Source organism: Actinomadura bangladeshensis, from assembly GCF_004348335.1.
Classification (GTDB): Bacteria; Actinomycetota; Actinomycetes; order Streptosporangiales; family Streptosporangiaceae; genus Spirillospora; species Spirillospora bangladeshensis.
Map to the genome: position 1 here is coordinate 1 of NZ_SMJW01000112.1, position 26,137 is coordinate 26,137.

Genomic DNA, 26,137 nt, shown 5'->3' on the forward strand with positions numbered 1-26,137 from the left:
GGAAGATCTCGGCCGATGGGGCGCGGGGGCTGGTCGACGCGGTGGGGAACGACCTGCGGGAGCTGGCGGCGGCGTGCAGCCAGCTGGTCGCGGACACCGGGGGGAAGGTCGACGATGCCGCCGTCGCCCGGTACTACCGGGGGCGCGCGGAGGTCAGCGGGTTCACGGTGGCGGACAAGGCCATCGAGGGGCAGCTCGCCGAGGCGCTGGAGCAGCTGCGGTGGGCGCTCGCCACCGGGGTCGCGCCGGTGCTGATCGTCAGCGCGCTCGCGCAGGGCGTGCGGGGGCTGGCGAAGGTCGGCGGGGCGCCGAGGGGTGCGCGGGGTGCGGCGCTGGCGAAGGAGCTGGGCATGCCGCCGTGGAAGATCGACCGAGTGCAGAAGCAGCTGCGGGGCTGGTCCGGGGACGGGGTCGCGCGAGCGCTCGCTGCCGTCGCCGAGGCGGACGAGGCGGTCAAGGGCGGCGCCGCCGATCCCGCCTACGCGCTGGAGAAGACGGTGGCCACCATCGTCGCCGCCCGGAACTGACCCCGCCCCCAGTGGGGTTTCATTGTTCGGCTTTTTTCTTTAGGCCGTGGGCTTCCATTGTTACGTAGCGGCGGGTCAGGCGGCCTGTGATCAGGGAGATCAGGCCGGCCAGCGGGCCTTTTTGGTCGAGGGTCAGGTGAACGGTTACGCCGCTTTCGGTGGGGGTCATCGCGTGGACGGCGGTGGTGGTCACGCCGGGGGAGCGGGATTCCCAGGTGAAGGACTCGTTCTCTTTGAGGTCGGTGACCGTCCAGGTGGCGGCGGGGATCTTCGGCTGGTGGACGCGGGATCGGCTGGACAGGGCGAACGGCTTGTCGAGGAGTTCGACGCGGTCGATCGAGTCCGTCATGTCGGGCCAGCCTTCGACGTCCGTCAGGAGGTTCCAGACGGTTTCGGGGGCGGCGTCGATGTCGACGGAGATCTCGAAGTGCACGGCGTGCTCCTCACGGCGGTGCGGACGGCGGTCAGCAGATCGGTGACCGGGGGGTCGTCGCCACGGCCCGGCAAGTGCAGAGCGTAGTAGGGAACGGCCGGAAGATCGATGATCTCGCGTGCGGTCATGCCGGGCGGGGGAGGCGCGCAGCCGTTCACGACGGCCAGGCCGATGCGCAGGGACGCGAAGTGCAGCATCAGCGGCCAGCCCTCGGCCTCGACCGCGAGGGACCAGGGCACCCCGGCGGCGCGCAGCGCGCGTTCGAGGGTGATGCGGTGCGGGCCGGTCGGGGGCGGGACGATCAGGGCGGTGTCCGCGAGGTCGGTGAGCGCGAGGCGCGGTTTCGCCACCAGGGGGTGGTCGTCCGGCATGACGAGGGTCTGCGGGTAGGAGGCGAGGAGTTCGGTCTCCACGTCGGCCGGCAGGACGTCCAGGACGGCGACGCCGACGTCGGCGCGGCCGGTGCGGACGGCGGTGAGGGTGCGGGCGCGGTCGCCGTTGATCAGCCGGACGCCGGGGTGGACGGCGCCGCCGAGCAGGTACAGGTAGGCGCCCTCCCCGGCGGCGAGGACGGGGACGCGGGACGCGGCGGCGCCGCCGACCTCCGCGAGGAACGTCGTCATGCGGGCGTCGAGGTCGCGGGCGAACCGGGCGGCCCGCTCGCCGGCGGGGGTGAGGGCCAGGCGGCGCCCCTGCCTGGTGTAGAGGGGGCGGCCGAGGGTTTCGGAGAGTTTCCGCACCTTGACGTGGAGGGCGGGCTGCGAGATGTGCAGTTCGGCGGCGGCGCGGGTGAAGTTCAGGTGGTCGGCGAAGACGGCGAACGAGGCGAGCGCGTCCGTGGACAGGCGGCTCAGGTCCATAGGCAGGAACTATAGCGGTGCCCATTGTTGATAGTTCTGCTCTAGCGGTGGACGTCCGAGAGTTGAGGCATGGACATCGAACCTCGGCTCGGCATTGACTTCGGCCGCGTCATCCACGGTGGCCTGCTGGCGCCTGGTGACAACGACACCGTGTTCCTGGACGGGAGCTTTGAGGAGGCCCTCGCATCGCCCGCTACCGAAGGCGTCTACGACGTGCTGCCGGGGCTCGTCGAAGCCTTCGAAGGGCGCGCCTGGATCATTTCCAAGTGCGGCGACCGCATACGGAGAAGGACGCTGGCATGGCTCGGCCATCACGACTTCTACGCCAGGACGGGACTGCCCGAAGAGAACGTCCGGTTCTGCCGGAAGCGGGCGGAGAAGGCGGGGCACTGCGCGGAACTCGGCATCACGCACATGATCGATGACCGGCTGGACGTGCACCGGGCCATCCGGGAGATCGTCCCCTACCGGTACCTGTTCGGGCCGGTGAAGGGGCCCGAATGGGTGCGGCACCTGCCCGACTGGCGGGCCGCGGAGATCATTCGCGCAGATATTCCGGCGGGACGGAGGCGGCCAGCCACACCCCGTTCGCGCTGACCCGGAACGCATGCCCGTCGGCGGCCATCCGCCCGGACTCGACCGTGAGGACGACCGGCCGGCCGCGGCGGGCGCCGACGCGCTGGGCCGTCTCGCGGTCGGGGGAGAGATGGACGTCGTGCCGCCCCATCGGCAGCAGCCCCTCGCGCAGGATGGCGTCCACGGAATGCCGGACGGTGCCGTGGTACAGGAACTCCGGCGGCTCCACCGGCGGCAGGTCGAGTTCGACCGGGACCGAATGGCCCTGGACGGCCCGTATCCGGTCCCCGTCCATTTCGTAGCGCTTCTTGTCGTTGACGTCGACCACGTGCTCCAGTTCGGAGCGGGTCAACGCGAAGCCGTGCCGCGACGCGGCGGCGAGCAGGTCGGCGACGTCCGCCCAGCCCTCCGGCGAGAGGGCGAGGCCGATCCGCTCGGGGCGGTGCCGCAGGTGCTTGGCGAGATACTTCGAGATCTTCACCGCGCGGCGTTCGTCCATGGGCGGGCTCCGGACATGCGTCGGGGCCGGCGCGCCGGCCGGCCCCGGGCGTGCGGCGCTTATCCGGCCTGCAGGGCGGCGGCCTGCTTGGCGATCGCCGACTTGCGGTTGGCGGCCTGGTTCTTGTGGATGACGCCCTTGCTGACGGCCTTGTCCAGCTTGCGGGCGGCGGTGCGCTGCGCGGCGACGGCGTCGTCCACGTTGCCGGCCTCGGCGGCCTCACGGAACTTGCGGATCGCCGTCTTCAGCTCCGACTTGACGGCCTTGTTGCGCAGCCGGGCCTTCTCGTTCTGCTTGTTGCGCTTGATCTGGGACTTGATGTTAGCCACGTCGTAGTGCCTCAGCTTGGTCGCGATCCACGCCTGCTCACCGGCAGGCTCCAACGGAATGTCTGAACGGGGGCGGGACGGTGCCCCCGGGGCACGACGCTACGCCACACGCAGTCGCACAGCCTACCAATCAGCGGGGCCCGCCCCAAACCGGGCCGTGCACGGAGCACCGCGCACGGCATGGGACTATGGAAGCACACATATCCATGCCCACCAGTGAGTTTTGCGAACGGACCCCGGTGCCAGCGCCTCAGCCCGACAAGACCGATCCCGCGATCATCCGCAACTTCTGCATCATCGCGCACATCGACCATGGCAAGTCGACCCTCGCGGACCGGATGCTGCAGCTGACGGGTGTGGTCGAGGAGCGCCAGATGCGCGCCCAGTACCTCGACCGCATGGACATCGAGCGCGAGCGCGGCATCACGATCAAGAGCCAGGCCGTCCGGCTGCCCTGGACGTCCGGCGGCGCCGACCACGTCCTCAACCTGATCGACACCCCCGGGCACGTCGACTTCTCCTATGAGGTGTCGCGGTCGCTGGCGGCGTGCGAGGGCGCGGTCCTGCTGGTGGACGCCGCGCAGGGCATCGAGGCGCAGACGCTGGCGAACCTGTACCTGGCGCTCGAGGCCGACCTGCACCTCATCCCGGTGCTGAACAAGATCGACCTGCCGGCGGCGCAGCCGGACAAGTACGCCGAGGAGCTGGCCGGGATCATCGGCTGCGAGCCGTCGGACGTGCTGCGCGTGTCGGGCAAGACCGGCGAGGGCGTCCGCGAGCTGCTCGACAAGATCGTCGCCGAGGTGCCGGCGCCGGTCGGCGACCCGGACGGCCCGGCCCGCGCGCTGATCTTCGACTCGGTGTACGACACCTACCGGGGCGTCGTCACCTATGTCCGGATCATCGACGGCCGCCTGTCCCGCCGCGAGAAGAGCCTGATGATGTCGACCGGGGCCGCGCACGAGACCCTGGAGGTCGGCGTGATCGCTCCGGAGCCGAAGCCCGTGCAGGGCCTCGGCGTCGGCGAGGTCGGGTACCTGATCACCGGGGTGAAGGACGTCCGGCAGGCGCGGGTCGGCGACACCGTGACCGGCGCGTCCCGGCCGGCCGGCGAGGCGCTCGGCGGCTACCGCGACCCGAAGCCGATGGTGTTCTCCGGCCTGTACCCGGTGGACGGCGACCAGTACCCGGAGCTTCGGGACGCGCTCGACAAGCTGCGGCTGAACGACGCCGCGCTGGTCTACGAGCCGGAGACGTCGGCGGCGCTCGGGTTCGGGTTCCGCTGCGGGTTCCTCGGCCTGCTGCACATGGAGATCGTCCGCGAGCGGCTGGAGCGCGAGTTCAACCTCTCGCTGATCTCCACCGCCCCGAACGTCGTGTACCGGGTCGTCATGGAGGACGGGACGGAGCACACCGTCACCAACCCCAGCGAGTTCCCCGAGGGCAAGATCGGCACCGTGTACGAGCCGGTGGTGAAGGCGACGCTGCTGTCGCCGTCCGAGCACATCGGCGCGATCATGGAGCTGTGCCAGGGCCGCCGCGGCGTGCTGCTCGGCATGGACTACCTCTCCGAGGACCGCGTCGAGATCCGCTACACGCTCCCGCTCGCCGAGATCATCTTCGACTTCTTCGACCAGCTGAAGTCGCGGACCCGCGGGTACGCGTCGCTCGACTACGAGCCCAGCGGCGAGCAGGAGTCCGACCTCGTGAAGGTCGACATCCTGCTGCAGGGCGAGTCGGTGGACGCGTTCAGCCAGATCGTGCACAAGGACAAGTCCCGCGAGTACGGGCTGATGATGACGTCCAAGCTGAAGGAGCTCATCCCGAGGCAGCAGTACGAGGTGCCGATCCAGGCCGCGATCGGCGCCCGCATCATCGCCCGGGAGAACATCCGCGCCATCCGCAAGGACGTCCTCGCCAAGTGCTACGGCGGCGACATCTCCCGCAAGCGCAAGCTGCTGGAGAAGCAGAAGGAGGGCAAGAAGCGGATGAAGACCATCGGCCGGGTGGACGTCCCGCAGGAGGCCTTCGTCGCCGCCCTCTCCACCGGTGGCGGCGGCGACGCCGACAAGGGCAAGAAGTAGTCCTCCTGGGAGACCGCTACTTGAGGATGGGCCACGCCACCACGGCGGGGACGCGACGGAACTCGCCGCGGTTGGCGGCCCGTCCCGCGTAGACGAGGAAGAACATGACGGCGGCCGTGAACAGCAGCGGCACCCAGACGAGGACCTCGACGGCCAGCGACAGCAGGCCGAACACGAACCACACGGCGATCGCCGCGATGCCCATGTTGAGGCCCTGCGCGGCGTGCCGGCGGACGAACGGCGACCCCGCCTTGCCGAAGTAGACGATGGCCGGTGCGACCGCGCCGACGAGGAACTGCCCCACGTACGCCATCAGCGACCACGTCCGGTCGTCGTCGCTGACGGGCCCGTAGTGGCCGGGCATCTGGGAGGTGCCCCCGCCCTGCTGCTGGGGCTGCTGGGGCTGCTGGGGCTGCTGCCAGGCCGCCTCGGGCTGCTGCTGGGGTTGCTGCCACATGTTCCCGGGCTGCTGCCACGGGGACTGCTGCTGCGGCTGCGCCTGCCATCCAGGCTGCTGCCCTTGGCCGGGCGGCGGGGGAGGCCCGTAGGCCATGGCGGACGTCCTCTCCTCTAGTTCGCTGCGCGTTCGCCGTGCGAGCTATTGCGCGAAGTGTACGACTCCTTCGACGCGCGAGAAGTTCGGACGGGTTCCGTCGATCCGCCCGGCCCGTGGCCGTTTCGCGCCACGGGCGGCCGCAGACGGGTCAGGGCCGCCAGATGACGGCGGACGGGCTCGCCTGCGTGAGCGTGACCGAGCCCGTCCAGGCGATGGACGACGGCTGCGGCAGGTACGACTCGTCCAGGAAGAACCCCCGGTTGACGGACGTGACCGTGGCCGGCGCGCCGTTGTCCCCGAACCCGGTCGGACGGCGAAGCGCCTCGATGCCCGCGATGTCGGAGACCTCCGTCCCCCGCGGCAGTTCGACGGTGGTGGCGACGGCGCCGTCACGGTCGATCGACCAGGTCGGCTCGCCGTGGTCGGACCAGTACAGCGTCGACGGGTCGTCCTTCAGCCTGACCCCGAGCGCCACGCCCGGCACCGATCCCCAGCCGGCGGACGCCGCACCCGTGGTCTTGGCGAACTCCACGAACAGGTAGGACCGCTGGTCGCCGACCTCCCGTGTCGCCGGGTCGGACGGGCTCTCGATCTTCCCCTCCCGGACCATCTCCTGGGCCGCGACCCGGTACGTCCACGGCTCGCGGTCCATGACGATCTCGCGGGCGCGCCCGTCCGGGCGGGTCGCGGAGGCGTCCAGGAGGAAGCGCAGCGGCGGGTCCGGGGAGATCACGTCGCACATGTTGTTGTTGGACGTGCAGGTCTGCAGCACCGGATGGTCGCCCTCGTACCGCCCGGTGAACGTGAGCGTCAGGTGCAGGGGCGCCTGGTAGACGGCGGTTCCGGCCACCCGGTTCCCGGAGCCGTCCACCTCGACGCGGTAGACCCATTCGATGTCGGTGGTGCGGCCCCAGCGGGCCATGAGCGCGGGCGTGTCGGTGCCGCCGTCCTCGTTGCTCCACACGAGCGAGTACTCGATGACGCGGTGCCCCGGCGTGGCGGCCGCCCGCGTCTCATGCCAGGCCACCAGCGGGGTGTCGGTGGCGGCGTTCTGGTAAGGGTCGCCGAAGGGCCAGCTCGTCCGGCCGACGACGATCGGCGCGTGCCGCAGCGCGACCGCGTCCGACACCCGGACCCCGGCGTCCCGGAGCGTGACGCTGCGGGCGGCCGCCGCGCTGCCCTTCGCGAAGCGCAGCGTCACCTTGTGGCGCCCCTTCCCGACATGTCCGAGACCGAGGGTCCGGGGGATCGGGTCGGACGAGGGGACGACGAGGTCGGTCACATGGCGTCCGTCCACCGCGATCGCCACGACCGCGGACTCGGCGCCCTTGCGCACCCACGAGACACCGGGCGCGGACGCGGAGAAGGAGATCACGGCCTCCCCGCCGCGGCCGGCGGTGAACGGGAACGACCTGGCGGGACCGCCGCGCTCGACGGTGATCGGGCCCGCGGCGGCGTGGGCGGGGACCGCGGTGAGGGCGAGGGGAGCGCCGGCGAGGGCGGCGCCGGTCACGGCGAGCACGGCATGGCGCGCACGGCTTCTCATGATCGGGGAACCTACGGCCGCCGGATCGCGTTCGGGTGACGGTGCGATAGCCCGTGGGCGTCGGCTTCGTGAGCGTCAGGCGCGGCTGCGGTGCAAGGTGCGGAGCGCGGCGAGCGCGGCCGGCGGCTGCAGCGACACGGCCGTGAACGGCTCCGCGTCGCCCGGCCGGTCGGGCCCGTAGAGCGTGAGGCCCGAGTCCGCCAGCCGGACCGTGCGGCCCCGCCGCACCACCTCGTGCCCCAGTTCCCGCAGCAGGGCGACCACGTCGCCGGCGGGCTCGTCGAGCAGGTCGACGCCGTCGAGGCGGAACCGCATCTCCGGGTTGCCGCTCCAGCCGGGCGAGCGCGTCCCGCAGATCTCGGCGAGCCGCTCCACGCCGTCCTCGCCCCGGTCGGTGGACAGGGCCAGCGACCCGCGCCCCACCCGCACGCTGCGGTGGTCGGCCCACCCGCACAGCAGCGACGCCTTCGGCGGGCGGGTGCCGCAGCGCTCGGCGACCGCGGCGAGCGTCGTCCAGGCGTCGGGGGCCTGCGTGGAGAACAGCAGGCTCGCGTCCGGCAGCAGCGCCCCGCGGCCGGGGTCCAGCGTGATCACGAACGGCGCGACGCGGCCGGGGAACCGCGCGGGATCGGCCTCCCGCAGCGTGACGAGGCCCTCCCAGGCGACCGGCTCGTCCACCGCGAACCAGGTGATCACGGCCTCGACGCCGAGGGTGCGGAACGTGGCGTCGGTCAGCCGCTCGGCGACCGCCTCCCGCAGCCCCTCGGCCGTCTCGGCCAGCCTGCGGTGCCACCACGGCGGCTCGGGGTCGGCGCGCCCGCCCGTCGACCAGCGGGTCCCCGCGCCGGGGAAGTCCGCGCGCTTCTCGCCGCCCGCGCCGTCGACCACCACGCAGTGCCAGCCGTCCGGCTCGCCCAGCAGCAGCACCCGCGCAGGTGCGCGTCCCCGCTCCGTCCCGCCCTCGTCCACCATCACGACGACACTATCCGCCCAAGAGGGTCGGCACGCTCCATTCCGGCCGTCCGGCGGCCGGTTTCCGGACGACACGGCGGGGGTTGCTCGACCTCGGCGCTCAGGTCGGTACGGTCGGAGGCAGCGGCCAGACGGTCCCGACCCGACCTCCCGGAGGTAGCGTGACCCACCCCGAGCAGGTTCTGCGTTCCGCGAAGGAGCGGGAGACGGTGAACGGCGCCGTCCGCGCGCTGCGCTCCGCCGCCCCCGACGGCTGGGAGCGGCTGGACTTCGAGTTCCGCGCGACCGTCGGCATCGACAGCGCCTCGTTCGAGGTCGAGGACGCCGGCGGCGGCCGCCGCACCGCCATCCCGCCGGGGCAGGCCATCGGCCGGATGGACGAACTGCGCCGCGTCATGTACCGCGCCGGCAAGGGCGCCTGGTTCACCGCGCGCCTGCAGATCGAGCGCTCGGGCCGGTTCAGCGCCGAGTTCGACTACGACGGGGAACCGGACTTCACCCCGCCCCTCACCCCGTCCGCCTACGCCCTCGACCTCGACCGCTTCCCCCGCACGGACGCCCACATCCCCGACTGGCTCCGCGCGAAGCTCGACGAGGCCTGAACCGCCGGCGGGAGGCCGCGGCGGGCCCGAGCAGGCGGCCGGGCGGGGCAGACTGGAACGGTGCCCTCGACTCTTCCCGACGGAGACCCCGTACCGGCCGACGGCGCGCTCCCCGGCAGCGCGCTGACCGGTCTGGGGGACCGCCCCTTCGCCTTCTACGTCCACGTGCCCTTCTGCGTGACGCGGTGCGGCTACTGCGACTTCAACACCTACACGGCGACGGAACTGGGCCCTGGCGCGAGCCGCGACACCTACGCCGACACCGCGATCAGCGAGGTCCGCATGGCGCGGCGCGTCCTGGGGGACGCCGACCTCCCGGTGGACACGGTCTTCGTCGGCGGCGGCACCCCGACGCTCCTCCCGCCGGACGATCTGGGCCGTGTGCTGGCCGCCATCGACACCGAGTTCGGGCTCGCCGAGGGCGCGGAGGTCACCACCGAGGCGAACCCCGAGTCCGTGGACGAGTCCTACGTGGCCAAGCTCCGCGAGGCCGGGTTCACCCGGATCTCGTACGGCATGCAGAGCGCGCGCGAGCACGTCCTGGCCGTCCTGGAGCGCACGCACACGCCCGGACGCGTCCCGCAGGTCGTCGACTGGACGCGCAAGGCGGGCTTCGAGCACATCAACCTCGACCTGATCTACGGCACGCCAGGCGAATCCGACGACGACTGGAGGGCCTCCCTGGAGGCGGCCCTGGCCTGCGAACCCGACCACGTCTCGGCCTACGCGCTCATCGTCGAGGAGGGCACCCGCCTGGCCGCCCAGGTGCGGCGCGGCGAACTCACGGCCCCCGACGACGACGCCATGGCCGACCGCTACCTCATCGCCGACGAGATGCTCGGCGCCCACGGCCTGCGCTGGTACGAGATCTCCAACTGGGCCGCCGACCCGTCCGCCGCCTGCCGCCACAACATGCTCTATTGGACGGGCGCCGACTGGTGGGGCGTCGGCCCCGGCGCGCACAGCCACGTCGGCGGGACCCGCTGGTGGAACGTCAAGCACCCCGCCGCCTACGCCTCCCGCCTGGCCGAGGGCACCACACCCGCCCACGCCAGGGAGATCCTGACCGGCGAAGACCGCCACATCGAGCGCATCATGCTCGAACTGCGCCTCTCCCAGGGCTGCCCCACCGACCTCCTGGACGACAAGCCCGTCCGCAGGGCGATGGACGAGGGCCTACTGGAACCGACCCCCTACGACGAGGGCCGGGCCGTCCTGACCCTCAAGGGCCGCCTCCTGGCCGACGCCTTGATCCGCGACCTGACCTAGACCGTGACGAAGTCGATCAGTTCTTCCACGCGGCCCAGGAGGGCGGGTTCCAGGTCGGTGTAGGTGTTCACCGAGTTCAGGATCCGTTTCCAGGCGGCGCCGGTGTTGCCGCCCCAGCCGAGTTCGGCGATGACGCCCTCCTTCCAGGGGACGCCGCGCGGGATGCGGGGCCAGGCGCGGATGCCGACGGCGGCGGGTTTGACCGCCTCCCAGATGTCGATGAACGGGTGACCGGTGACGAGGACGTGCGGCGACGACACCTGGGCGGCGATCCGGGACTCCTTGGAGCCCTCCACCAGGTGGTCGACGAGGACGCCGAGGCGGCGGTCCTCGTCCGGGCCGAACTCCTCGACGATGGCGGGCAGGTCGTCGACGCCTTCGAGGTACTCCACGACGACGCCCTCCACCCGCAGGTCGTGGCCCCAGATCTTCTCGACCAGCTCGGCGTCGTGGAGGCCCTCCACGTAGATGCGGCTCTCCTTGGCCACCTGGGCGCGCAGGCCTCGGACGGCGATGGAGCCGGACGCCGACCGCACCGGCCCCGCCTGCTCGGCGGCGGGCCTGACCAGCGTGACAGGCTTGCCGTCGATCAGGAAGCCGGCCTTGGCGAGCGGGAAGACGCGGCGCTTGCCGAACCGGTCCTCCAGGGTGACGCCGAACTTGTCGCAGCCGACCACGGCACCGCAGAAGCCGCTGTCGGGGTCCTCCGCGACCAGCCCGGGTTCGGCCGGGATCTCGGGGATCCGGCCCTTGCGGGGCCTGCGCCAGTCGCCGGCGAGCACGTCGTTTCCGTAGTTCTTACTGCGCACGGGTCCGCACATTAACCCGGCGGGGCGGCCGGACGGCGTCGCCCCTCGTCCCCCGGCGTGGCGCCCGCGCCGGATATGGATAGGATCACGCAGCCGTACGGGGAGTGCGCGGACACGCCGATCAGCCTCCCGGGGCCGTACACTTGGCACTCAGGAGTAAGGAGTGCCAGCGGCGGGAGGCCGGCCGGACGAGGGAGGTGACGCCGTGCTGGACGACCGGAAACTCGCGGTCCTGCGCGCCATCGTCGAGGACTTCGTCTCCACCAACGAGCCGGTGGGGTCGAAGGCCCTCGCGGACCGGCACAACCTCGGGGTGTCGCCGGCGACCATCCGCAACGACATGGCGGTGCTGGAGGAGCAGGGCTACATCGCCCAGCCGCACACCAGCGCCGGGCGCGTCCCGACCGACAAGGGCTACCGGCTGTTCGTCGACCGGCTGTCGACGATCAAGCCGCTGTCGGTCGCCGAGCGGCGCGCGATCGAGACGTTCCTGTCCGGCGCCTACGACCTCGACGACGTCGTCGGCCGCACGGTGCGGCTGCTCGCGCAGCTCACCCGGCAGGTCGCGGTCGTGCAGTACCCGTCGCTGACGCGCTCGTCGGTGCGGCACGTCGAGCTGGTCCCGGTCGCCGAGGGGCGGCTGCTGCTCGTGCTGATCACCAACACGGGCCGGGTGGAGCAGCGGGTCATCGAGACGCCCGGCGCCATCTCCGAGGAATCGATCGGGCACCTGCGGGCGTTGCTCAACACATGCTTGGACGGGCTCGGCCTCGGCGAGGTGCCGACCGCCGTCGCGGACCTGCCGGACAAGGTGGGGCCGGACGACCGGCCGGTCGCGGCGGCCGTGCTGTCGGTCCTGCTGGAGACGCTCGTCGAGAACCACGAGGAGAAGATCGTTTTCGCCGGCGCGGCCAACCTGGCCGCGGTGGACTTCTCGCAGAGCCTGCGGGAGGTGCTGGTGGCCCTTGAGGAACAGGTCGTCCTCATGCGGCTGCTCGGCGAGACCGGGGACTCCTCTACAGTTACGGTGCGGATCGGCACCGAGAACCCCGACCTGGGCCTCAGGTCGACCTCGGTCGTCGCCGCGGACTACGGGGTGGGCGACCTCACCTTGGCCCGGCTTGGAGTGCTCGGGCCTACACGCATGGATTACCCCAGCACGATGGGAGCGGTACGGGCAGTGGCACGCTACGTGGGACAGATCCTGGCGGGGTCGTGAAAGTGGCGAACGACTACTACGCGACCCTGGGCGTCCGGCGCGACGCCAGCGCCGACGAGGTGAAGAAGGCCTACCGCCGGCTCGCGCGCGAGCTCCACCCGGACGTCAACCCGGATCCGGAGACCCAGGAGAAGTTCAAGGAGATCACCCAGGCGTACGAGGTGCTCTCCGACCCCAAGAAGCGGGAGATGTACGACCTCGGCGCGGACCCGTTCGCGTCCGGGGGCGGTGCGGGCGCCGGCGGGTTCGGCGGCGCCGGGTTCCCGTTCAGCGACATCATGGACGCCTTCTTCGGGACGGCGACCTCGCGCGGCCCGCGGTCGCGGGCGCGGCGCGGCCGGAACGCGACGCTGCGGGTCGAGCTCGACCTCGGCGAGACCGCGTTCGGCACGACCCGCGAGCTGTCCATCGACACCGCGGTCGCCTGCGCCGCCTGCGAGGGGTCGGGCTGCGCGCCCGGCACCCACCCGGAGACGTGCGAGACGTGCCACGGGCGGGGCGAGGTGCAGCAGGTGCAGCGCTCGTTCCTCGGCCAGGTCATGACGGCGCGCGCGTGCCCGGCGTGCGGCGGGTTCGGGTCGGTGATCCGCAACCCGTGCACCGAGTGCTCCGGCGACGGCCGGGTCCGCACCCGGCGCACCGTCAAGGTCAAGATCCCGGCCGGGGTGGAGAACGGCATCCACATCCAGCTCGCCGGCGAGGGCGAGGTCGGCCCCGGCGGCGGCCCGCCCGGCGACCTGTTCCTGGAGATCGTGGAGAAGCCGCACCCGATCTTCGAGCGGGAGGGCGACGACCTGCACTGCACGGTCGAGATCCCGATGACCGCGGCGGCGCTCGGCACCAGCGTCACGATCGAGACGCTGGACGCGGCCGAGAGCGTCGACATCAAGCCGGGCACGCAGTCCGGGCAGGTCATCACGCTCTACAACCGGGGCGTCCGGCACCTCAACGAGAGCGGCCGCGGCGACCTGATGATCCACGTGAACGTGGAGACGCCGAACCGGCTGGACGAGGAGCAGGAGGAGCTGCTGCGCCGCCTCGCGGCCCTGCGCGGCGAGGAGCGCCCGCCCGGCAAGTTCGCCCCCGGGCAGCGCAACGGCATGTTCTCCCGCATCAAGGACGTCTTCAACCAGCACTGAAGCGCCGTGGCGGCGGCCTACCGGGAAGGCCGCCGCGGCGACGACGAGTACGGGGATTGTGGAGGCCGCCCGTGAGCCCGCCGGTGTTCCTGGCCGAGGCGGACGTGCTGGAGCAGGACGTGGTCGTCCTGGACGGGCCCGAGGGCCGGCACGCGGCGGCCGTGCGGCGGCTGCGGCCCGGTGAGCGCGTCGACCTGACCGACGGCGCGGGGCTGCTGGCCGAGTGCGTCGTCACGGCCGCCGACCGCGCGTCCCTCACGCTGGAGGTCGGGGCCCGGCACCGGGAGCCGCCGCCGGCGCCGCGCCTCGTGGTCGTCCAGGCGCTGCCGAAGGGCGACCGGGGCGAGCTCGCCGTCGAGACCATGACCGAGGTCGGCGTGGACGTGATCGTCCCGTGGGCCGCGGACCGCTGCGTCACTCGCTGGCGCCCGGAGCGCCGCGACAAGGCCCTCGGACGCTGGCGGACGACCGCCAGGGAGGCCGCCAAGCAGGCGCGCCGGAGCAGGCTGCCCGAGGTGCCCGACCTGGCGTCCACCGACGACGTCGCGGCGCGGCTCGGCGCCGCGTCCCTGGCCCTGGTCCTGCACGAGGAGGCGGAGGCGCCGCTGAGCGCCGTGGAGCCGCCCGCGGACGGCGACATCGTGCTCGTCGTCGGCCCCGAGGGCGGGATCACCGGCGCGGAGCTGGCCCGGTTCGCCGCGGCCGGCGGGCGTCCGACCCGGCTCGGTCCGACCGTCCTGCGCACGTCGACGGCCGGGGTGGCGGCGGCCGGTGTGCTGCTGGCCGCCACCGGCCGCTGGTAGCGCCCGTCAGGGCGCGGTTCCGGCGCCCTGCTCGGCCGTGTTCACCGACTCGCTCGTCGGCGTCTGCGAGGGCGTGTCGGAGGGCTTCGCCGAGGTCGGCGGGTTGGTCGGCGTCGCGGGCGGCGCGGAGGTCGGCGCCGTGGTCGGCGTCTGGCTCGGGCACGGCGTGGTCGCCGGGGTCGGGGTCGCGGTGGTGCCGGGCGAGGCCGAGGTGGCGCCCGGCTGCGGGATGCTGCAGGACGACAGGCCGGGCGGGGAACTGGGGCTCGCGGTCGAGGACGGCGACGGCGACCCGGACGCGCTGGCCCCCGGCGACGACGGGTCGGGGAACTCCGGGTTCCCCTGGGCGTGGGCGCGGTCGCCGTCGGTGTTGCTCTGCCCGGTGTCGGACGGGCCGTTGTTCCCGACGGTCTGCTGGATGAGGCTCATGGTCTGCGGCGCCGTCACGCCGAGCGCGGCGATCAGCACGGCGGCGGCCACGGCGAGGACGGGCCGCGCCCAGCCGACGGTGAACCGGTCCAACCCGAACCGGGCGGGGCCGAAGAACCGTCCGAGACCGAGCCGGCGGCTCTGGCCGTCGGCTATCCGGGCCCGGATGCGCTCCAGGCCGTCGCCCGCGGGGTTGACCGAGTCCGCCTCCGCGTGCAGGGCGCGGCGGAGGATCTCGCCGTGCTCGTCGTGGGGGTCGGTGGTCATGAGAACTGCTCCAGGACGTTGCGTAGCGCGGTCATTCCGCGCGCCGTATGGCTCTTCACGGCACCGCGGGAGATGCCCATCGCGCCGGCGATCTCCGCTTCGGAGAGATCGGCGTAGTAGCGCAGGACGAGTGCCTCCCGCTGGCGGGCGGGAAGCCGGGACAGCGCGTCGATGACGGCCGAGCGCTCCAGCTCCCCGATGGCCCCGGCCTCCGCGCTCGGCGCGTCGGGCAGGCCCTTCGGGGCGTACTTCTCGACGACGGCGCGGTGCCGGAGCACCGATCGCGACCGGTTCACCACGGACTGGCGCAGGTACGACAGGGCCTTGTCGGGGTCGCGCAGGCGGCGCCATCCGCCGTGCATCGCGACGAAGGCGTCCTGGACGACCTCTTCGGCCGTCCCGGCGTCCCGCACGAGCATGGCCGCCAGGCGGACGAGCGAGCGGTAGTTGGCGCTGTAGAGCGCCGTCACCGCCTGGTCGGCGTCCCAGGCGACGGCCACCGCCCCCGCCGCGCCCCTGGCCACGAGGGTCTCGGTCACGTCAGTTCGACGCGCGCCCTCGTCGCCCGGTTTACGAAGGGGCATGTCCTGGTCTGCCTCGGTCACCTGTCCGCCGCCTCTGCCGGCCCCGGCCGTCCATTCGGACGGGCGCCCTCGGAGCGGCATGAATTCGGCGCTCCCGCCCGGCCGATGGCACGCCGCGGCGCGGTGCGGACCGGGGGGTCGCCTTGAGTTGACAACCATAACCAGTGACCGCCCGCGATGGTGACGGCAACCGAAGGTTGATCACCCGGAAACCCTAGTCGGCACGGGGCGCCGCGGGCCATGGCCGTCGCGGTCCCGATAGCATTCCGGGGCGGTCACGGGCCGCTGCGAGGGGAGACAGATGACCGACTGCCTGTTCTGCAAGATCGTTTCCGGGGACGTGCCCGCCACGATCGTCCGCGAGTCGGCGGGGACGGTGGCGTTCCGCGACATCAACCCGCAGGCGCCCACGCACGTGCTGGTCATCCCGCGCGACCACCATCCGACGGCCGCCGAGCTCGCCGCGGCCGACGCCGGGCTGCTCGCCGAGGTCGTCCGGGAGGCCCACCAGGTCGCCGTCGACGAGGGCATCGCCGAGGCCGGCTACCGGGTCGTGATCAACACCGGCGCGCAGGCGGGCCAGACCGTCTTCCACGTGCACGCGCACGTGCTGGGCGGACGCGGCCTCAACTGGCCGCCCGGCTGAGCCGCCCGCCGGGCCGGTTCCGGGCGTCGCGCCACGCGGAAAACCCTTCGCCGCTCCGCGGGGGGCGGTCGGTACCATGGAACCGGCATACCTGGACACCCGGAGCACACAGAAGGCAGGTCCGAGAGGCCGCAAGGCCCGGCTGATGGTCGAATCAACTCACACGAGGGCAACGCGCACCGGGCGCGACGACTCGCGCTCGCAGATCAAGATCGTGGTGCCGGACGACCATTCGATGGTGAGCCTGCTCGGCTCCCGGGATGAGCTGCTCCACGCGATCGAGCAGGCGTTCGGCAGCGACATCGACTTCCACGTCCGCGGCAACGAGATCACCGTGACCGGCGCGCAGGCCGACACCGATCTCGCGTCCCGGCTCTTCACCGAGATGCTGGAGCTGCTGAAGGGCGGCACCCAGCTCACTCCCGACGCGGTCGAGCGCAGCCTCGCGATGCTGCGCGGCGAGGGCGGCCCGCGCCCGGCGGAGGTCCTGACCCTGGACGTGCTGTCCAGCCGGGGCCGGACGATCCGCCCGAAGACGCTGAACCAGCGGCGCTACGTCGACGCGATCGACAAGCACACGATCGTGTTCGGGATCGGGCCCGCCGGCACCGGCAAGACGTACCTGGCGATGGCCAAGGCCGTCCGCGCGCTGCAGGACAAGCAGGTCAACCGCATCATCCTGACGCGTCCGGCGGTCGAGGCGGGGGAGCGGCTCGGCTTCCTGCCCGGAACGCTCTACGAGAAGATCGACCCGTACCTGCGGCCGCTGTACGACGCGCTGCACGACATGGTCGACCCCGACTCGATCCCGCGGCTGATGGCCGCCGGCACCATCGAGGTCGCCCCCCTCGCCTACATGCGCGGCCGGACGCTGAACGACTCGTTCATCATCCTGGACGAGGCGCAGAACACCTCGCCCGAGCAGATGAAGATGTTCCTCACCCGGCTCGGCTTCGGGTCGAAGGTCGTCGTGACGGGCGACGTGACCCAGGTCGACCTGCCGAGCGGGCAGACCAGCGGGCTGCGCGTCGTCCAGGACATCCTGGAGGGCGTCGAGGACATCGACTTCTGCCGGCTGAACAGCCGCGACGTCGTCCGGCACAAGCTCGTCACCGACATCGTCGACGCCTACAACCGCTGGGACGAGGCGCGCGTGCCCGAGTTCAAGCAGGGCGCCCGCGGCGGGTCCCGCAAGCGGGGGCGGCAGTGAGCATCGAGGTGCTGAACGAGTCGGGCGTCCCGGTCGACGAGCAGGCCATCGCGCGGCTGTCGCGGCACGTCCTCGACGGGATGCGCGTGCACCCGCTCGCGGAGCTGTCGATCCTGCTGGTCGACGAGGCCGCGATGACCGAGCTGCACGAGAAGTGGATGGACGAGCCCGGCCCGACCGACGTGCTGTCGTTCCCCATGGACGAGCTGCGCCCCGGCCACATGTCGGGCGGCGCCGACGAGGACGGCGAGACCGACCCGGGGCTGCTCGGCGACGTCGTGCTGTGCCCGTCGGTGGCGGAGCGGCAGGCGCGGGCGGCCGGGCACAGCACCGGGGACGAGCTGGAGCTGCTGTGCGCGCACGGTATCCTCCACCTCCTCGGCTACGACCACGCCGAGCCCGAGGAGCACAAGGAGATGTTCGGCCTGCAGGCCGAGCTCCTCGGCTCCTGGCGGGAGAAACGCGGCGGCTGATGAGCACCGCGCAGGCGTGGCTGTCGGCCCTGGCGGTGGGCCTGGTCCTCTTGGCGGGCCTGCTGGCCGGCACCGAGACGGCGCTCGCCCGGGTCTCGCGGGTGACCGTCGACGAGGTCGTCCGGGAGGGGCGGCGCGGTGCGAAGCGGCTCGCCGAGGTCGTCGCCGACCCGGCCCGCTACGTCAACATGGTGCTGCTGCTGCGGATCGGCTGCGAGCTGGTCGCGACCGTGATCGTCGCGGACCTGTGCATCTCCTGGCTGGACGAGACGTGGCGCGCCTACGTCACCGCCGCCGCGATCATGATCGTGGTCAGCTACGTGGTGATCGGCGTCGGCCCGCGCACGCTCGGGATCCAGCACGCCGACCGGATCGCGCTGGCCGGCGCCGCGGTGATCCACCCGGTGACCCGGGTGCTCGGGCCGCTGCCCGCGCTGCTGATCGCGCTCGGCAACGCGCTGACGCCCGGCAAGGGGTTCCGGGAGGGCCCGTTCGCCTCCGAGGCGGAGCTGCGCGACCTCGTCGACCTCGCCGAGCAGCGCGACCTGATCGAGCCGGTCGAGCGGGAGATGATCCACTCGGTGTTCGAGCTGGGCGACACCCTCGTCCGCGAGGTGATGGTGCCGCGCACCGACATCGTGTTCGTCGAGCGCACCAAGACGCTGCGGCAGGCGATGTCGCTCGCGCTGCGCAGCGGCTTCTCCCGCATCCCGGTCGTCGGCGAGAACGAGGATGACGTTGTCGGCATCGCCTACCTGAAGGACATCGTCCGCCGCTCCCAGGAGCACCGCGAGGGCGAGTCGGTCGAGACGGTCGACTCGGTCATGCGCCCGGCCACCTACGTGCCCGACAGCAAGCCGATCGACGAGCTGCTGCGCGAGATGCAGGCCCGGCAGATCCACGTCGCGATCGTCATCGACGAGTACGGCGGCACCGCCGGCCTCGTCACCATCGAGGACATCCTGGAGGAGATCGTCGGTGAGATCACCGACGAGTACGACCGCGAGATCCCGCCGGTCACCTGGCTCCCGGACGGCGCCGCCCGCGTCACCGCCCGCCTCCCCGTGGAGGACCTCGCCGAGCTGTTCGACGTCGAACTCGACGCCGAGGACGTCGAGACGGTCGGCGGCCTGCTCGCCCATGCGCTCGGCCGCGTCCCGATCGAGGGCTCCACGGCCGAGGTCGGCTCCGGTGCGGACGGCCCCGTCCTCACCCTGAAGGCCGAGACCATCGCCGGCCGCCGCAACCGCATCGGAACCGTGCTGGTGACGAGGCTCGGGGCCACCGCGGCGGACGCACCGCGCACCGGGGAGTCCGACCGGACCCGCTAGGTCAGGTGAGGGTGGTGCGGAGGGTGCCGTCGGGGGCGGCCACCAGGACGGGCGCCTTGGGGCCCAGGTCGCGGACGGCCTGGACGTCGGACGGGTCCGGAGCGTCGGCGGCCGTGACGACGGCGGCGGCCTCCAGGTCTTCGGCGCCGCTGGAGACGGCCATGGCGACGGCGACCTTGAGCGCCGAGAGCTTCAGGGACGGCAGGTCCACGCTCGTGGCGTTGTAGGTGCGGCCGGTCTCGTCGCGCACGGCCGCGCCCTCGGCGGCGCCCGTGCGGGCCCGCGCCGACCTGGCCAGGGTGATGATCTTCGCGTCCTCGGCGTTCAGCTCGCTCACGCCGCCCAGCGTACGGGGTGGCCCGCAAGTCACCGGCAAGTGGGCGGCAAGAGGCCCGGGCGATCCTCGGACGGTCACAGTGCCGATCCGGGGGGAAGATCATGTCCCGTCTGCTGTACCGCCTCGGGAGGGCCGCGGCGTCGCGGCCCTGGCGGTTCATCGTGGTGTGGCTGGCGATCGTCGCGGCGGTCGCCGGGTTCGCGGGGGCGGCCGGGGGCTCCCTGCACGACGACTACACGCTGGCCGGGACCGGCTCGCAGCAGGCCACCGACCTGCTGCGGGAGCGGTTCCCCGCGCTGGCGGGCGCGGACGCGCGGGTGGTCGTCCACGCGAAGTCCGGCCAGGTCGACAAGGCGAAGCTGGCCGCGGCGGCGGCGGAGCTGCGGAAGCTGCCGCACGTGAGCGAGGTGGGCCCGGCGCAGCCGAGCCCGGACGGGGCGACCGCGCTGATGACCGTCCGGTACTCGGTGCCCGTCACCGACCTCGCGCCCGGCGAGACGCTCGACCGGCTGCGGTCGGCGACGGAGGGACTGGCCGGATACCAGGTGGAGTTCGGCGGGCAGGTGCCCGAGAACGTCACGGCGCCCGGCGGCGTCGCCGAGGCAGTCGGAGTCGTGGCCGCGCTGGTGATCCTGTTCCTGGCGTTCGGGTCGGTGGTGGCGGCGGGGCTGCCGCTGGCGGTGGCGCTGGCCGGGCTCGGCGTGGGCGTGTCGGGCATCACGCTGGTGGCCGCGGTCACCGACGTGGCCACGACCGCGCCGACGCTGGCGACCATGGTCGGCCTCGGCGTCGGCATCGACTACGCGCTGTTCATCCTGACCCGGCACCGGGAGGGGCTCGCGGCGGGCCTGGACGTGCCCGAGGCGGCGGGCCGCGCCATCGCCACGGCGGGCCTGTCGGTCCTGTTCGCCGGGTTCACCGTGCTGCTGGCGCTGTGCGGGCTGGTGCTGTCCCGCATCCCGGTCTTCATGACCATGGGTTTCACGACCGGCCTGGTCGTCGCGGCGACCGTGCTGAGCGCGCTCACGCTGCTGCCGGCGGTGCTGGGGCTCGCCGGGCGGCGGGTGCTGCGCCGCCGCGACCGCGCGGCCGGCGCGGCGATCACGGTCGAGTCGCCGCGGGTCCGGCGGTGGGCCGCGCACGTCGGACGGCACCCGTGGCCGTGGCTGCTCGCCGCGTCCGTGCTGATGCTCGCGCTGGCCGCGCCGGCGCTCGGCATGCGGACCTGGCCGAGCGACGCCAGCAGCGAGCCGACGTCCAACACGGTCAGGCAGGCCTACGACCTGGTCGCGGACGCCTACGGGCCCGGCGCCAACGGGCCGCTGGTCGTCGCCGTCGACCTGGATGAGGCGGACCAGGGCGTCCTGCCGGGGCTCGGGGAGCGGCTCGCCCGGACGGACGGCGTCGCCGCCGTCGCGCCGCCGGTGGTGTCCCCGCACCGCGACGCCGCGGTGATCATGGTCACCCCGGAGTTCGGGCCGCAGGACGAGCGGGTGACCGGCCTCGTCGACCGGATCCGCGCGGACGCGCTCCCGCCCGGCGCGGAGATCACCGGGCTGACCGCCACCTATGTGGACCTGTCCCGGATGCTGTCCGACCGGCTCTGGCCGGTGATCGGCGTGGTCGTCGCCACCTCGTTCGTCATGCTGATGATCGTCTTTCGGTCGCTGTCGGCGCCGCTCAAGGCCGCCGCGATGAACCTGCTGTCGATCGCCGCCGCGTACGGGGTGCTGACGGCCGTGTTCCAGTGGGGCTGGGGCGCGGAGCTGCTCGGGCTCCCGCACAGCGTCCCGGTGTCGTCGTTCATCCTGCTGCTCCTGTTCGCGGTCCTGTTCGGCGTGTCGATGGACTACGAGGTGTTCCTGCTGTCGCGGGTCAGGGAGGAGTGGCTGCTGCACGGGGACGCGCGGGCCTCGGTCACCTCCGGACTCGCCGCGACCGGCCGGGTCATCTCCAGCGCCGCGCTGATCATGGTCGCGGTGTTCCTCGGCTTCGCCGCCGACCCGAGCCTGGTGATCAAGCAGATGGGGGTGGGGCTCGCGGTCGCGGTGGCGCTGGACGCGACCGTCGTCCGGCTGGTGCTGGTGCCCGCCGCGATGGCGCTGCTCGGACGGGCCAACTGGTGGCTGCCGCGGCCGCTCGCCCGCGTCCTGCCGGAGATCGACCTGCACGGCGGCGCCGAGCCCGCCCCGGCGGCCGAGCGGGAGCCCGAACCCAGCCGCGCCTAGCGCGGGAGTGATCACGATGGTCGGACATGTCCCGGTTAGGCTGGCCGGGACATGTCGCCTGTCGTACGCGTGCTCGGCTCGTTCGGCGCCGAGGTCGCGGGGGAGCCCGCCGACCTCGGCGGGCCCCGGCAGCGCTCGGTGCTGGCCCGCCTCGCCGCGGCGCGGGGCCGGATGGTGCCCGCGGACCGGCTCGTCGCGGACCTGTGGGCGCAGGCGGCCCCGCCGCGCGCCGCCGCCGGGCTCCAGTCGTTCGTGTCGCACCTGCGCCGCGCCCTCGAACCGGACCGCCCGCCGCGCACGCCCGCGCGGATCCTCGTCACCGAGCCGCCCGGCTACGCGCTCCGGCTGCCGGACGGCGCCGTCGACGCGTGGCGGTTCGACGCGCTGATCGACACGGCCGGCGCGCTGCTGGAGACCGACCCGGCGCGGGCGCGGCGCAGCGCGGGCGCCGCCCTCGCCGAATGGCGCGGGCCCGCCTACGCCGAGTTCGCCGACCTGCCGTGGGCCGCCGCCGAGGCCGCCCGGCTGGACGAGCGCCGCCGCCTCGCCGTGGAGCGCGGCGCCGAGGCCGCGCTGCGGCTCGGAGCGGCCGCCGAGGCCGTCCCGGACCTGGAGGCGCACGCCACCGCCAACCCGCTGCGCGAGGAGGCGTGGCGGCTGCTCGCCCTCGCCCTCTACCGCGCCGGGCGCCAGGGCGACGCCCTCGCCGCGCTGCGGCGCGCCCGCGCGACCCTCGCCGAGGAACTCGGCGTGGACCCCGGCCCCGGCCTGCGCCGCCTGGAGGCCGACATCCTGGCCCAGGCGCCCGCGCTCGGGGAGCCGGAGCCCGTGCGTCCCGTCCTGCGCGCCGCGCCCGCGCCCGCGCCCGCGAAGCATCCCGGCTTCGTCGGACGCGCCCGTGAACTCGCCCGGCTGGCGGAGGCGGCCCGCGCCGCCGCGGCCGGACGCGGCGGCCTCGTCCTCGTCGGCGGCGACGCCGGCATGGGCAAGACCGCGCTCGCCGAGCGGTTCGCCGCCGGACTCGCCGGGCAGGGCTGGACGTCCGCGTGGGGCCGGGCGTCCGAGACCGGCGGCGCGCCCGCGGCCTGGCCGTGGGCCGAGATCGTGCGCGAGCTGGCCGCCGCCGCGCCGCCCGCCGCGGGCCTCGCCGGCCGCCTCGCCCCGCTGCTGGACGACGCCGCCACCGGGCACGGCGACGCCGACGTCGGCACGGGACGGTTCCGGCTCCACCTCGCCGCCGGCGACTACCTCGCCGAGCTCGCCGGTACGGCGCCGCTCCTGCTCGTCCTCGACGACCTGCACTGGGCGGACGAGGAGACGCTCGCGCTGCTGGTCCGGCTCGCCGGGCGGCTGCGGGACCGTCCCGTCCTCCTGCTGGCCACGTTCCGGCAGACCGAGGTCGCCGCCGGCCTCGCCGCCGCGCTGGCCGCCCTCGCCCGGCACGAGCCCGCGCGGATCGACCTCGGCGGGCTGTCGCCGGACGAGGTCGCCGTCCTGGTCCGCGCCACCTGCGCCGCGAACCTGGACGACGCGGAGCTCTCCGCCATCGCCGAGCGGACGGGCGGCAACCCGTTCTTCACCCGCGAGACGGCCCGCCTCCTGGACGCCGAGGGCCTGCCCGCCGCCACCCGCCGGGTGCCCGCCGGCGTCGGCGACGTGCTGCGCCGCCGGATCGCGCGACTGCCGGGGCCCGCCCAGGCCGTGCTGCGGGACGCCGCCGTCCTCGGCCGGGACGCCGACCTGCGCGTGCTGGCCGAACTGGCCGGAGACGAGGAGACGGTCATCGACGCCGTCGAGGCGGGGCTGGCCAGCGGCCTGGTCACCGAGCCCGCGCCCGGCCGGATGCGGTTCGCGCACGCCCTCGTCCGCGACACCCTCTACGCGGGCCTGTCCCGGGCCCGCCGCACCCGGCTGCACGGCCGCATCGCCGCCGCCCTGGAACGGCACGCGCCCGGCGAGGTCGCCGCGATCGCGCACCACTACCTGGAATCGGGCGCCGAGCCGGACAAGGCGGTCCGCTACGCGCGGCGGGCGGCCGCGGCCGCCGAGGCCCGCTTCGCGCACGGCGCCGCCGCCGACCTGTGGGCCCGCGCCGTCGAGGCGCTCCGCACGCAGGGGCCCGGCGCGACCCGCGACCGGCTGGAGGCGGAGATCGCCGCGATCCGCGCCGGCGCGCTCTCCGGGCACGTCGTCGCCGCGCGGGAGCGGCGGCTCGCCGCCATCGCCGACGCCCGCGCGTTCGGCGACGTCCGGCTGCTGGCCCGCGTCATCGCGAGCTTCGACGTGCCCACGCTGTGGACGAGCCGCGAGTACGGCACCGTCGACCGCGCCGTCGTCGAGGCCACCGACGAGGCCCTCGCGCTGCTCCCGGACGGCGAGGCGGAGCTGCGCGTCCGGATGCTGACCACGCTCGCGATGGAGCTGGAGGGCGAGCAGCACGACCGCGGCCTCACCGCGTCCGACGAGGCCATCGCCGCGGCCCGCGGCCTGGACGCCCCCGAGCTGCTCGCCGCCGCGCTCAACGGCGGCTACGTCAACGGCTACCGCACCGCGGGCGGCCTGGACCGCCGGCGCCGCCTCGCCTGCGAACTGCTGGACCTCGCCGCCGAGCACGACCTCGGCACCTACCGTGTCCTCGCGCACCTGCAGCTCCAGCAGGTCGCCGTCGCCGCGCTCGACCCGCGGGCCGCGCGCCGCCATCTCGCCGAGGGGCGCCGGCTCGCCGAGCAGTACGGCCTGCCGCTGCTCGCCCGGATCGCCGGCTGGCACGCCGGGCTGACGCACGCCTTCGCCGCCCGCTTCGAGGAGGCCGAACGCGCCTACGAGGAGGTCGGCGGCGCCATCGGCCGCACCGGCATCTGGTTCAGCGAGCGCGGCATGGTGTTCGTCGGGCTGTTCTGCGTGCGGCTCGTCCAGGGCCGCGCCGCGGAGCTGGTGGACGGCGCCGCGTGGCTGCACCGGCAGTGGGGCCACGTCGAGGCCACCGCCGACGTGTACGCCCTCGCGCTCGCCTCCGCCGGGCGCACCGCGGAGGCGCGGCGGGTCGCGGCCGGCGCCGGTCCCGTCCGGCTCGACTACTTCCACGACCTCACGCAGGCGATCCGGGCGCTGCGCGCGATCGCCCTCGGCGACCGCGACCTCGCAGAGCGGACCTACACCGTGCTCCTGCCCTACGAAGGGCACATCAGCGGCGGCGCCACCGCCGTCGCCACCCTCGGACCCGTGGCGCACGTCCTCGGCGACCTGGCCGCCTTCCTGGGACGCCCCGCCGAGACCGCCGCCGCCCACTACCGGCGGGCCGCCGAGGTCGCCGACCGCATCGGCGCCGCCCGCTGGGCCGAGCGGGCGAACGAGGCCGCGGCCCGGCTCGGCACCCCCGCCGCGTGACCGGACGGGCCGAGGCGCACGGCCGGGTGGGCGACAATTGGGGGGTGACGAGTCTGGGGAATGAGACGCCCGAGGGCCACCGCGCGGGGTTCGCGTGCTTCATCGGGCGGCCCAACGTGGGCAAGTCGACGCTGATGAACGCCCTGGTGGGGACCAAGGTCGCGATCACCAGCAGCCGCCCGCAGACGACGCGGCGGGCCATCCGGGGGATCGTGCACCGGCCGGACGCGCAGCTGGTCGTCGTCGACACGCCCGGCCTGCACAAGCCCCGGACGCTGCTCGGCGAGCGGCTCGACAGCCTCGTCCGGTCGACGCTGACCGAGGTCGACGTGATCGGGTTCTGCGTGCCCGCCGACCAGCCGGTCGGGCCGGGCGACAAGTACATCGCGCGGGAGCTGGCGGGCGTGCGGAAGACGCCCGTGGTGGCGATCGTCACCAAGACGGACCTGGCCGCGCCCGAGCAGGTCGCCGAGCAGCTCCTCGCCGTCGGGCGGCTGGGGGAGTTCGCCGACATCGTGCCGTGCTCGGCCGAGAGCGGCTTCCAGGTCGGCCTCGTCGGCGACCTGCTGATCTCCCACCTGCCCGAGGGGATGCCGCTCTACCCTGAGGGCGACCTCACCGACGAGCCCGAGCAGGTCCTGATCAGCGAGCTGATCCGGGAGGCGGCGCTGGAGGGCGTCCGGGACGAGCTGCCCCACTCGATCGCCGTGGTGGTGGACGAGATGGCCCCGCGCGCGGGCCGCGACGACCTCGTCGACGTCTACGCCCACCTTTACGTCGAGCGGTCCAGCCAGAAGGGCATCATCATCGGCCACAAGGGCTCGCGGCTCCGCGAGGTCGGCGCCGCGGCGCGCCGGCAGATCGAGGCGCTGCTCGGCACCAAGGTCTTCCTCGACCTGCGCGTCAGCGTCCTCAAGGACTGGCAGCGCGACCCCAAGCAGCTGCGCCGCCTGGGCTTCTACGACTGATCCGGTCTCGGTTCGGGCCTGGGCTCGGGCTCGGGCAAGGGCTCGGGCAAGGGC

At 73.6% G+C, this 26,137-nt stretch carries 26 protein-coding genes; 15 read left to right on the plus strand and 11 right to left on the minus strand.

What is annotated here, in order from left to right; translation table 11 throughout:
• Window positions 1–527 (plus strand): DNA polymerase III subunit delta (gene holA, locus E1284_RS21650; protein WP_341770409.1); only part of this gene is annotated, 527 nt, incomplete at its 5' end.
• Window positions 528–546: 19 nt separating this feature from the next.
• On the opposite strand, the gene E1284_RS21655 is transcribed toward holA, so the two are convergent.
• Window positions 547–960 carry an SRPBCC family protein gene (locus E1284_RS21655; protein ID WP_131941738.1) on the minus strand — a complete coding sequence of 138 codons (414 nt, stop codon included), beginning with the start codon at window positions 958–960 and terminating at the stop codon, window positions 547–549.
• The gene (locus E1284_RS21660) at window positions 900–1,820 is read right to left on the minus strand and encodes a LysR family transcriptional regulator (RefSeq protein ID WP_131941740.1); all 921 of its coding nucleotides are present in this window, start codon (window positions 1,818–1,820) and stop codon (window positions 900–902) included. Before E1284_RS21660 ends, E1284_RS21655 begins: the two co-directional genes overlap by 61 nt.
• 69 nt (window positions 1,821–1,889) lie before the next feature.
• Between E1284_RS21660 and E1284_RS21665 the strand changes: the two genes are divergently transcribed.
• A complete protein-coding gene (locus E1284_RS21665) occupies window positions 1,890–2,417 on the plus strand; it encodes a hypothetical protein (protein ID WP_131941742.1) in 528 nt (175 codons plus the stop codon).
• On the opposite strand, the gene E1284_RS21670 is transcribed toward E1284_RS21665, so the two are convergent.
• Together E1284_RS21670 and rpsT are read right to left on the minus strand one after the other, a co-directional pair.
• Window positions 2,359–2,895 (minus strand): RNA 2'-phosphotransferase, encoded by a 537-nt coding sequence (locus tag E1284_RS21670; RefSeq protein ID WP_131941744.1) that lies wholly within the window; start codon window positions 2,893–2,895, stop codon window positions 2,359–2,361. The genes E1284_RS21665 and E1284_RS21670 overlap by 59 nt on opposite strands.
• A gap of 59 nt (window positions 2,896–2,954) precedes the next feature.
• A complete protein-coding gene (gene rpsT / locus E1284_RS21675) occupies window positions 2,955–3,224 on the minus strand; it encodes a 30S ribosomal protein S20 (RefSeq protein ID WP_131941774.1) in 270 nt (89 codons plus the stop codon).
• A 206-nt stretch (window positions 3,225–3,430) separates the two neighbouring features.
• On the opposite strand from rpsT, the gene lepA reads away from it, so the two are divergent.
• Entirely contained in the window at window positions 3,431–5,308 is a 1,878-nt protein-coding gene (gene lepA, locus E1284_RS21680) for a translation elongation factor 4 (protein WP_131941746.1), read from the plus strand.
• Window positions 5,309–5,324: 16 nt separating this feature from the next.
• On the opposite strand, the gene E1284_RS21685 is transcribed toward lepA, so the two are convergent.
• From E1284_RS21685 to E1284_RS21695, 3 genes are all read right to left on the minus strand, one after another.
• Window positions 5,325–5,861, minus strand: coding sequence for a DUF4870 domain-containing protein (locus E1284_RS21685; protein ID WP_131941748.1), 537 nt, complete (start codon window positions 5,859–5,861; stop codon window positions 5,325–5,327).
• A 151-nt stretch (window positions 5,862–6,012) separates the two neighbouring features.
• Window positions 6,013–7,410 (minus strand): hypothetical protein, encoded by a 1,398-nt coding sequence (locus tag E1284_RS21690; protein WP_131941750.1) that lies wholly within the window; start codon window positions 7,408–7,410, stop codon window positions 6,013–6,015.
• A 75-nt stretch (window positions 7,411–7,485) separates the two neighbouring features.
• Window positions 7,486–8,382: a hypothetical protein gene (locus E1284_RS21695; protein WP_131941776.1), complete on the minus strand. Its 897-nt coding sequence runs from the start codon at window positions 8,380–8,382 to the stop codon at window positions 7,486–7,488.
• A 161-nt stretch (window positions 8,383–8,543) separates the two neighbouring features.
• On the opposite strand from E1284_RS21695, the gene E1284_RS21700 reads away from it, so the two are divergent.
• Window positions 8,544–8,984, plus strand: a complete 441-nt coding sequence (locus E1284_RS21700; RefSeq protein ID WP_131941752.1) for an antitoxin YezG family protein — start codon at window positions 8,544–8,546, stop codon at window positions 8,982–8,984.
• A gap of 60 nt (window positions 8,985–9,044) precedes the next feature.
• Complete coding sequence (gene hemW, locus E1284_RS21705; RefSeq protein WP_131941754.1) at window positions 9,045–10,253, plus strand: radical SAM family heme chaperone HemW; 1,209 nt, start codon at window positions 9,045–9,047, stop codon at window positions 10,251–10,253.
• On the opposite strand, the gene E1284_RS21710 is transcribed toward hemW, so the two are convergent.
• Entirely contained in the window at window positions 10,250–11,062 is an 813-nt protein-coding gene (locus E1284_RS21710; protein WP_243714651.1) for a DUF3097 domain-containing protein, read from the minus strand. The two genes, hemW and E1284_RS21710, sit on opposite strands and share 4 nt — an antisense overlap.
• A 205-nt stretch (window positions 11,063–11,267) precedes the next feature.
• On the opposite strand from E1284_RS21710, the gene hrcA reads away from it, so the two are divergent.
• The 3 genes from hrcA (at window position 11,268) to E1284_RS21725 (ending at window position 14,223) form a co-directional block, all read left to right on the plus strand.
• Window positions 11,268–12,281, plus strand: a complete 1,014-nt coding sequence (gene hrcA, locus E1284_RS21715; RefSeq protein WP_131941778.1) for a heat-inducible transcriptional repressor HrcA — start codon at window positions 11,268–11,270, stop codon at window positions 12,279–12,281.
• A 2-nt stretch (window positions 12,282–12,283) separates the two neighbouring features.
• The gene (gene dnaJ, locus E1284_RS21720; RefSeq protein ID WP_131941780.1) at window positions 12,284–13,420 is read left to right on the plus strand and encodes a molecular chaperone DnaJ; all 1,137 of its coding nucleotides are present in this window, start codon (window positions 12,284–12,286) and stop codon (window positions 13,418–13,420) included.
• A gap of 71 nt (window positions 13,421–13,491) precedes the next feature.
• Window positions 13,492–14,223, plus strand: coding sequence for a 16S rRNA (uracil(1498)-N(3))-methyltransferase (locus E1284_RS21725; RefSeq protein ID WP_131941758.1), 732 nt, complete (start codon window positions 13,492–13,494; stop codon window positions 14,221–14,223).
• Between the two features lie 6 nt (window positions 14,224–14,229).
• Here E1284_RS21725 and E1284_RS41630 read toward each other — a convergent pair whose 3' ends face one another.
• A complete protein-coding gene (locus E1284_RS41630) occupies window positions 14,230–14,919 on the minus strand; it encodes a hypothetical protein (RefSeq protein WP_165965362.1) in 690 nt (229 codons plus the stop codon).
• Window positions 14,916–15,458, minus strand: a complete 543-nt coding sequence (locus E1284_RS21730; protein ID WP_243714652.1) for a SigE family RNA polymerase sigma factor — start codon at window positions 15,456–15,458, stop codon at window positions 14,916–14,918. The genes E1284_RS41630 and E1284_RS21730 overlap by 4 nt, the downstream gene beginning before the upstream one ends.
• Before the next feature lie 346 nt (window positions 15,459–15,804).
• Between E1284_RS21730 and E1284_RS21735 the strand changes: the two genes are divergently transcribed.
• The 4 genes from E1284_RS21735 to E1284_RS21750 all read left to right on the plus strand — a co-directional run bounded on the left by E1284_RS21735 (window position 15,805) and on the right by E1284_RS21750 (window position 19,163).
• Window positions 15,805–16,149, plus strand: a complete 345-nt coding sequence (locus E1284_RS21735; protein ID WP_131941760.1) for a histidine triad nucleotide-binding protein — start codon at window positions 15,805–15,807, stop codon at window positions 16,147–16,149.
• Window positions 16,150–16,294: 145 nt separating this feature from the next.
• Window positions 16,295–17,359 (plus strand): PhoH family protein, encoded by a 1,065-nt coding sequence (locus E1284_RS21740; protein ID WP_131941762.1) that lies wholly within the window; start codon window positions 16,295–16,297, stop codon window positions 17,357–17,359.
• Complete coding sequence (gene ybeY, locus E1284_RS21745) at window positions 17,356–17,832, plus strand: rRNA maturation RNase YbeY (protein ID WP_131941764.1); 477 nt, start codon at window positions 17,356–17,358, stop codon at window positions 17,830–17,832. The genes E1284_RS21740 and ybeY overlap by 4 nt, the downstream gene beginning before the upstream one ends.
• A complete protein-coding gene (locus E1284_RS21750) occupies window positions 17,832–19,163 on the plus strand; it encodes a hemolysin family protein (protein WP_131941766.1) in 1,332 nt (443 codons plus the stop codon). Before ybeY ends, E1284_RS21750 begins: the two co-directional genes overlap by 1 nt.
• A 1-nt stretch (window position 19,164) precedes the next feature.
• On the opposite strand, the gene E1284_RS21755 is transcribed toward E1284_RS21750, so the two are convergent.
• Complete coding sequence (locus E1284_RS21755) at window positions 19,165–19,500, minus strand: cytidine/deoxycytidylate deaminase family protein (RefSeq protein WP_243714653.1); 336 nt, start codon at window positions 19,498–19,500, stop codon at window positions 19,165–19,167.
• Window positions 19,501–19,601: 101 nt separating this feature from the next.
• On the opposite strand from E1284_RS21755, the gene E1284_RS21760 reads away from it, so the two are divergent.
• From E1284_RS21760 to era, 3 genes are read left to right on the plus strand one after another with little or no spacing between them, the layout of a single operon-like run.
• Window positions 19,602–21,728 carry an MMPL family transporter gene (locus tag E1284_RS21760; protein ID WP_131941768.1) on the plus strand — a complete coding sequence of 709 codons (2,127 nt, stop codon included), beginning with the start codon at window positions 19,602–19,604 and terminating at the stop codon, window positions 21,726–21,728.
• 51 nt (window positions 21,729–21,779) lie between these two features.
• Window positions 21,780–25,115, plus strand: a complete 3,336-nt coding sequence (locus tag E1284_RS21765) for an ATP-binding protein (protein ID WP_131941770.1) — start codon at window positions 21,780–21,782, stop codon at window positions 25,113–25,115.
• A gap of 44 nt (window positions 25,116–25,159) precedes the next feature.
• Complete coding sequence (gene era, locus E1284_RS21770) at window positions 25,160–26,083, plus strand: GTPase Era (RefSeq protein ID WP_131941772.1); 924 nt, start codon at window positions 25,160–25,162, stop codon at window positions 26,081–26,083.
• The last annotated feature ends 54 nt before the right edge of the window (window positions 26,084–26,137 follow it).

Excerpts from the sequence above, each read along its gene's own strand:
- E1284_RS21750 (WP_131941766.1), top strand. The coding sequence starts at position 17,832 with ATGAGCACCGCGCAGGCGTGGCTGTCGGCCCTGGCGGTGGGCCTGGTC.
- E1284_RS21685 (WP_131941748.1), bottom strand. The coding sequence starts at position 5,861 with ATGGCCTACGGGCCTCCCCCGCCGCCCGGCCAAGGGCAGCAGCCTGGA.
- E1284_RS21735 (WP_131941760.1), top strand. The coding sequence starts at position 15,805 with ATGACCGACTGCCTGTTCTGCAAGATCGTTTCCGGGGACGTGCCCGCC.
- E1284_RS41630 (WP_165965362.1), bottom strand. The coding sequence starts at position 14,919 with ATGACCACCGACCCCCACGACGAGCACGGCGAGATCCTCCGCCGCGCC.
- lepA (WP_131941746.1), top strand. The coding sequence starts at position 3,431 with ATGCCCACCAGTGAGTTTTGCGAACGGACCCCGGTGCCAGCGCCTCAG.
- E1284_RS21760 (WP_131941768.1), top strand. The coding sequence starts at position 19,602 with ATGTCCCGTCTGCTGTACCGCCTCGGGAGGGCCGCGGCGTCGCGGCCC.
- E1284_RS21665 (WP_131941742.1), top strand. The coding sequence starts at position 1,890 with ATGGACATCGAACCTCGGCTCGGCATTGACTTCGGCCGCGTCATCCAC.
- E1284_RS21695 (WP_131941776.1), bottom strand. The coding sequence starts at position 8,382 with ATGGTGGACGAGGGCGGGACGGAGCGGGGACGCGCACCTGCGCGGGTG.
- E1284_RS21765 (WP_131941770.1), top strand. The coding sequence starts at position 21,780 with ATGTCGCCTGTCGTACGCGTGCTCGGCTCGTTCGGCGCCGAGGTCGCG.
- E1284_RS21660 (WP_131941740.1), bottom strand. The coding sequence starts at position 1,820 with ATGGACCTGAGCCGCCTGTCCACGGACGCGCTCGCCTCGTTCGCCGTC.
- E1284_RS21740 (WP_131941762.1), top strand. The coding sequence starts at position 16,295 with ATGGTCGAATCAACTCACACGAGGGCAACGCGCACCGGGCGCGACGAC.
- E1284_RS21690 (WP_131941750.1), bottom strand. The coding sequence starts at position 7,410 with ATGAGAAGCCGTGCGCGCCATGCCGTGCTCGCCGTGACCGGCGCCGCC.
- E1284_RS21670 (WP_131941744.1), bottom strand. The coding sequence starts at position 2,895 with ATGGACGAACGCCGCGCGGTGAAGATCTCGAAGTATCTCGCCAAGCAC.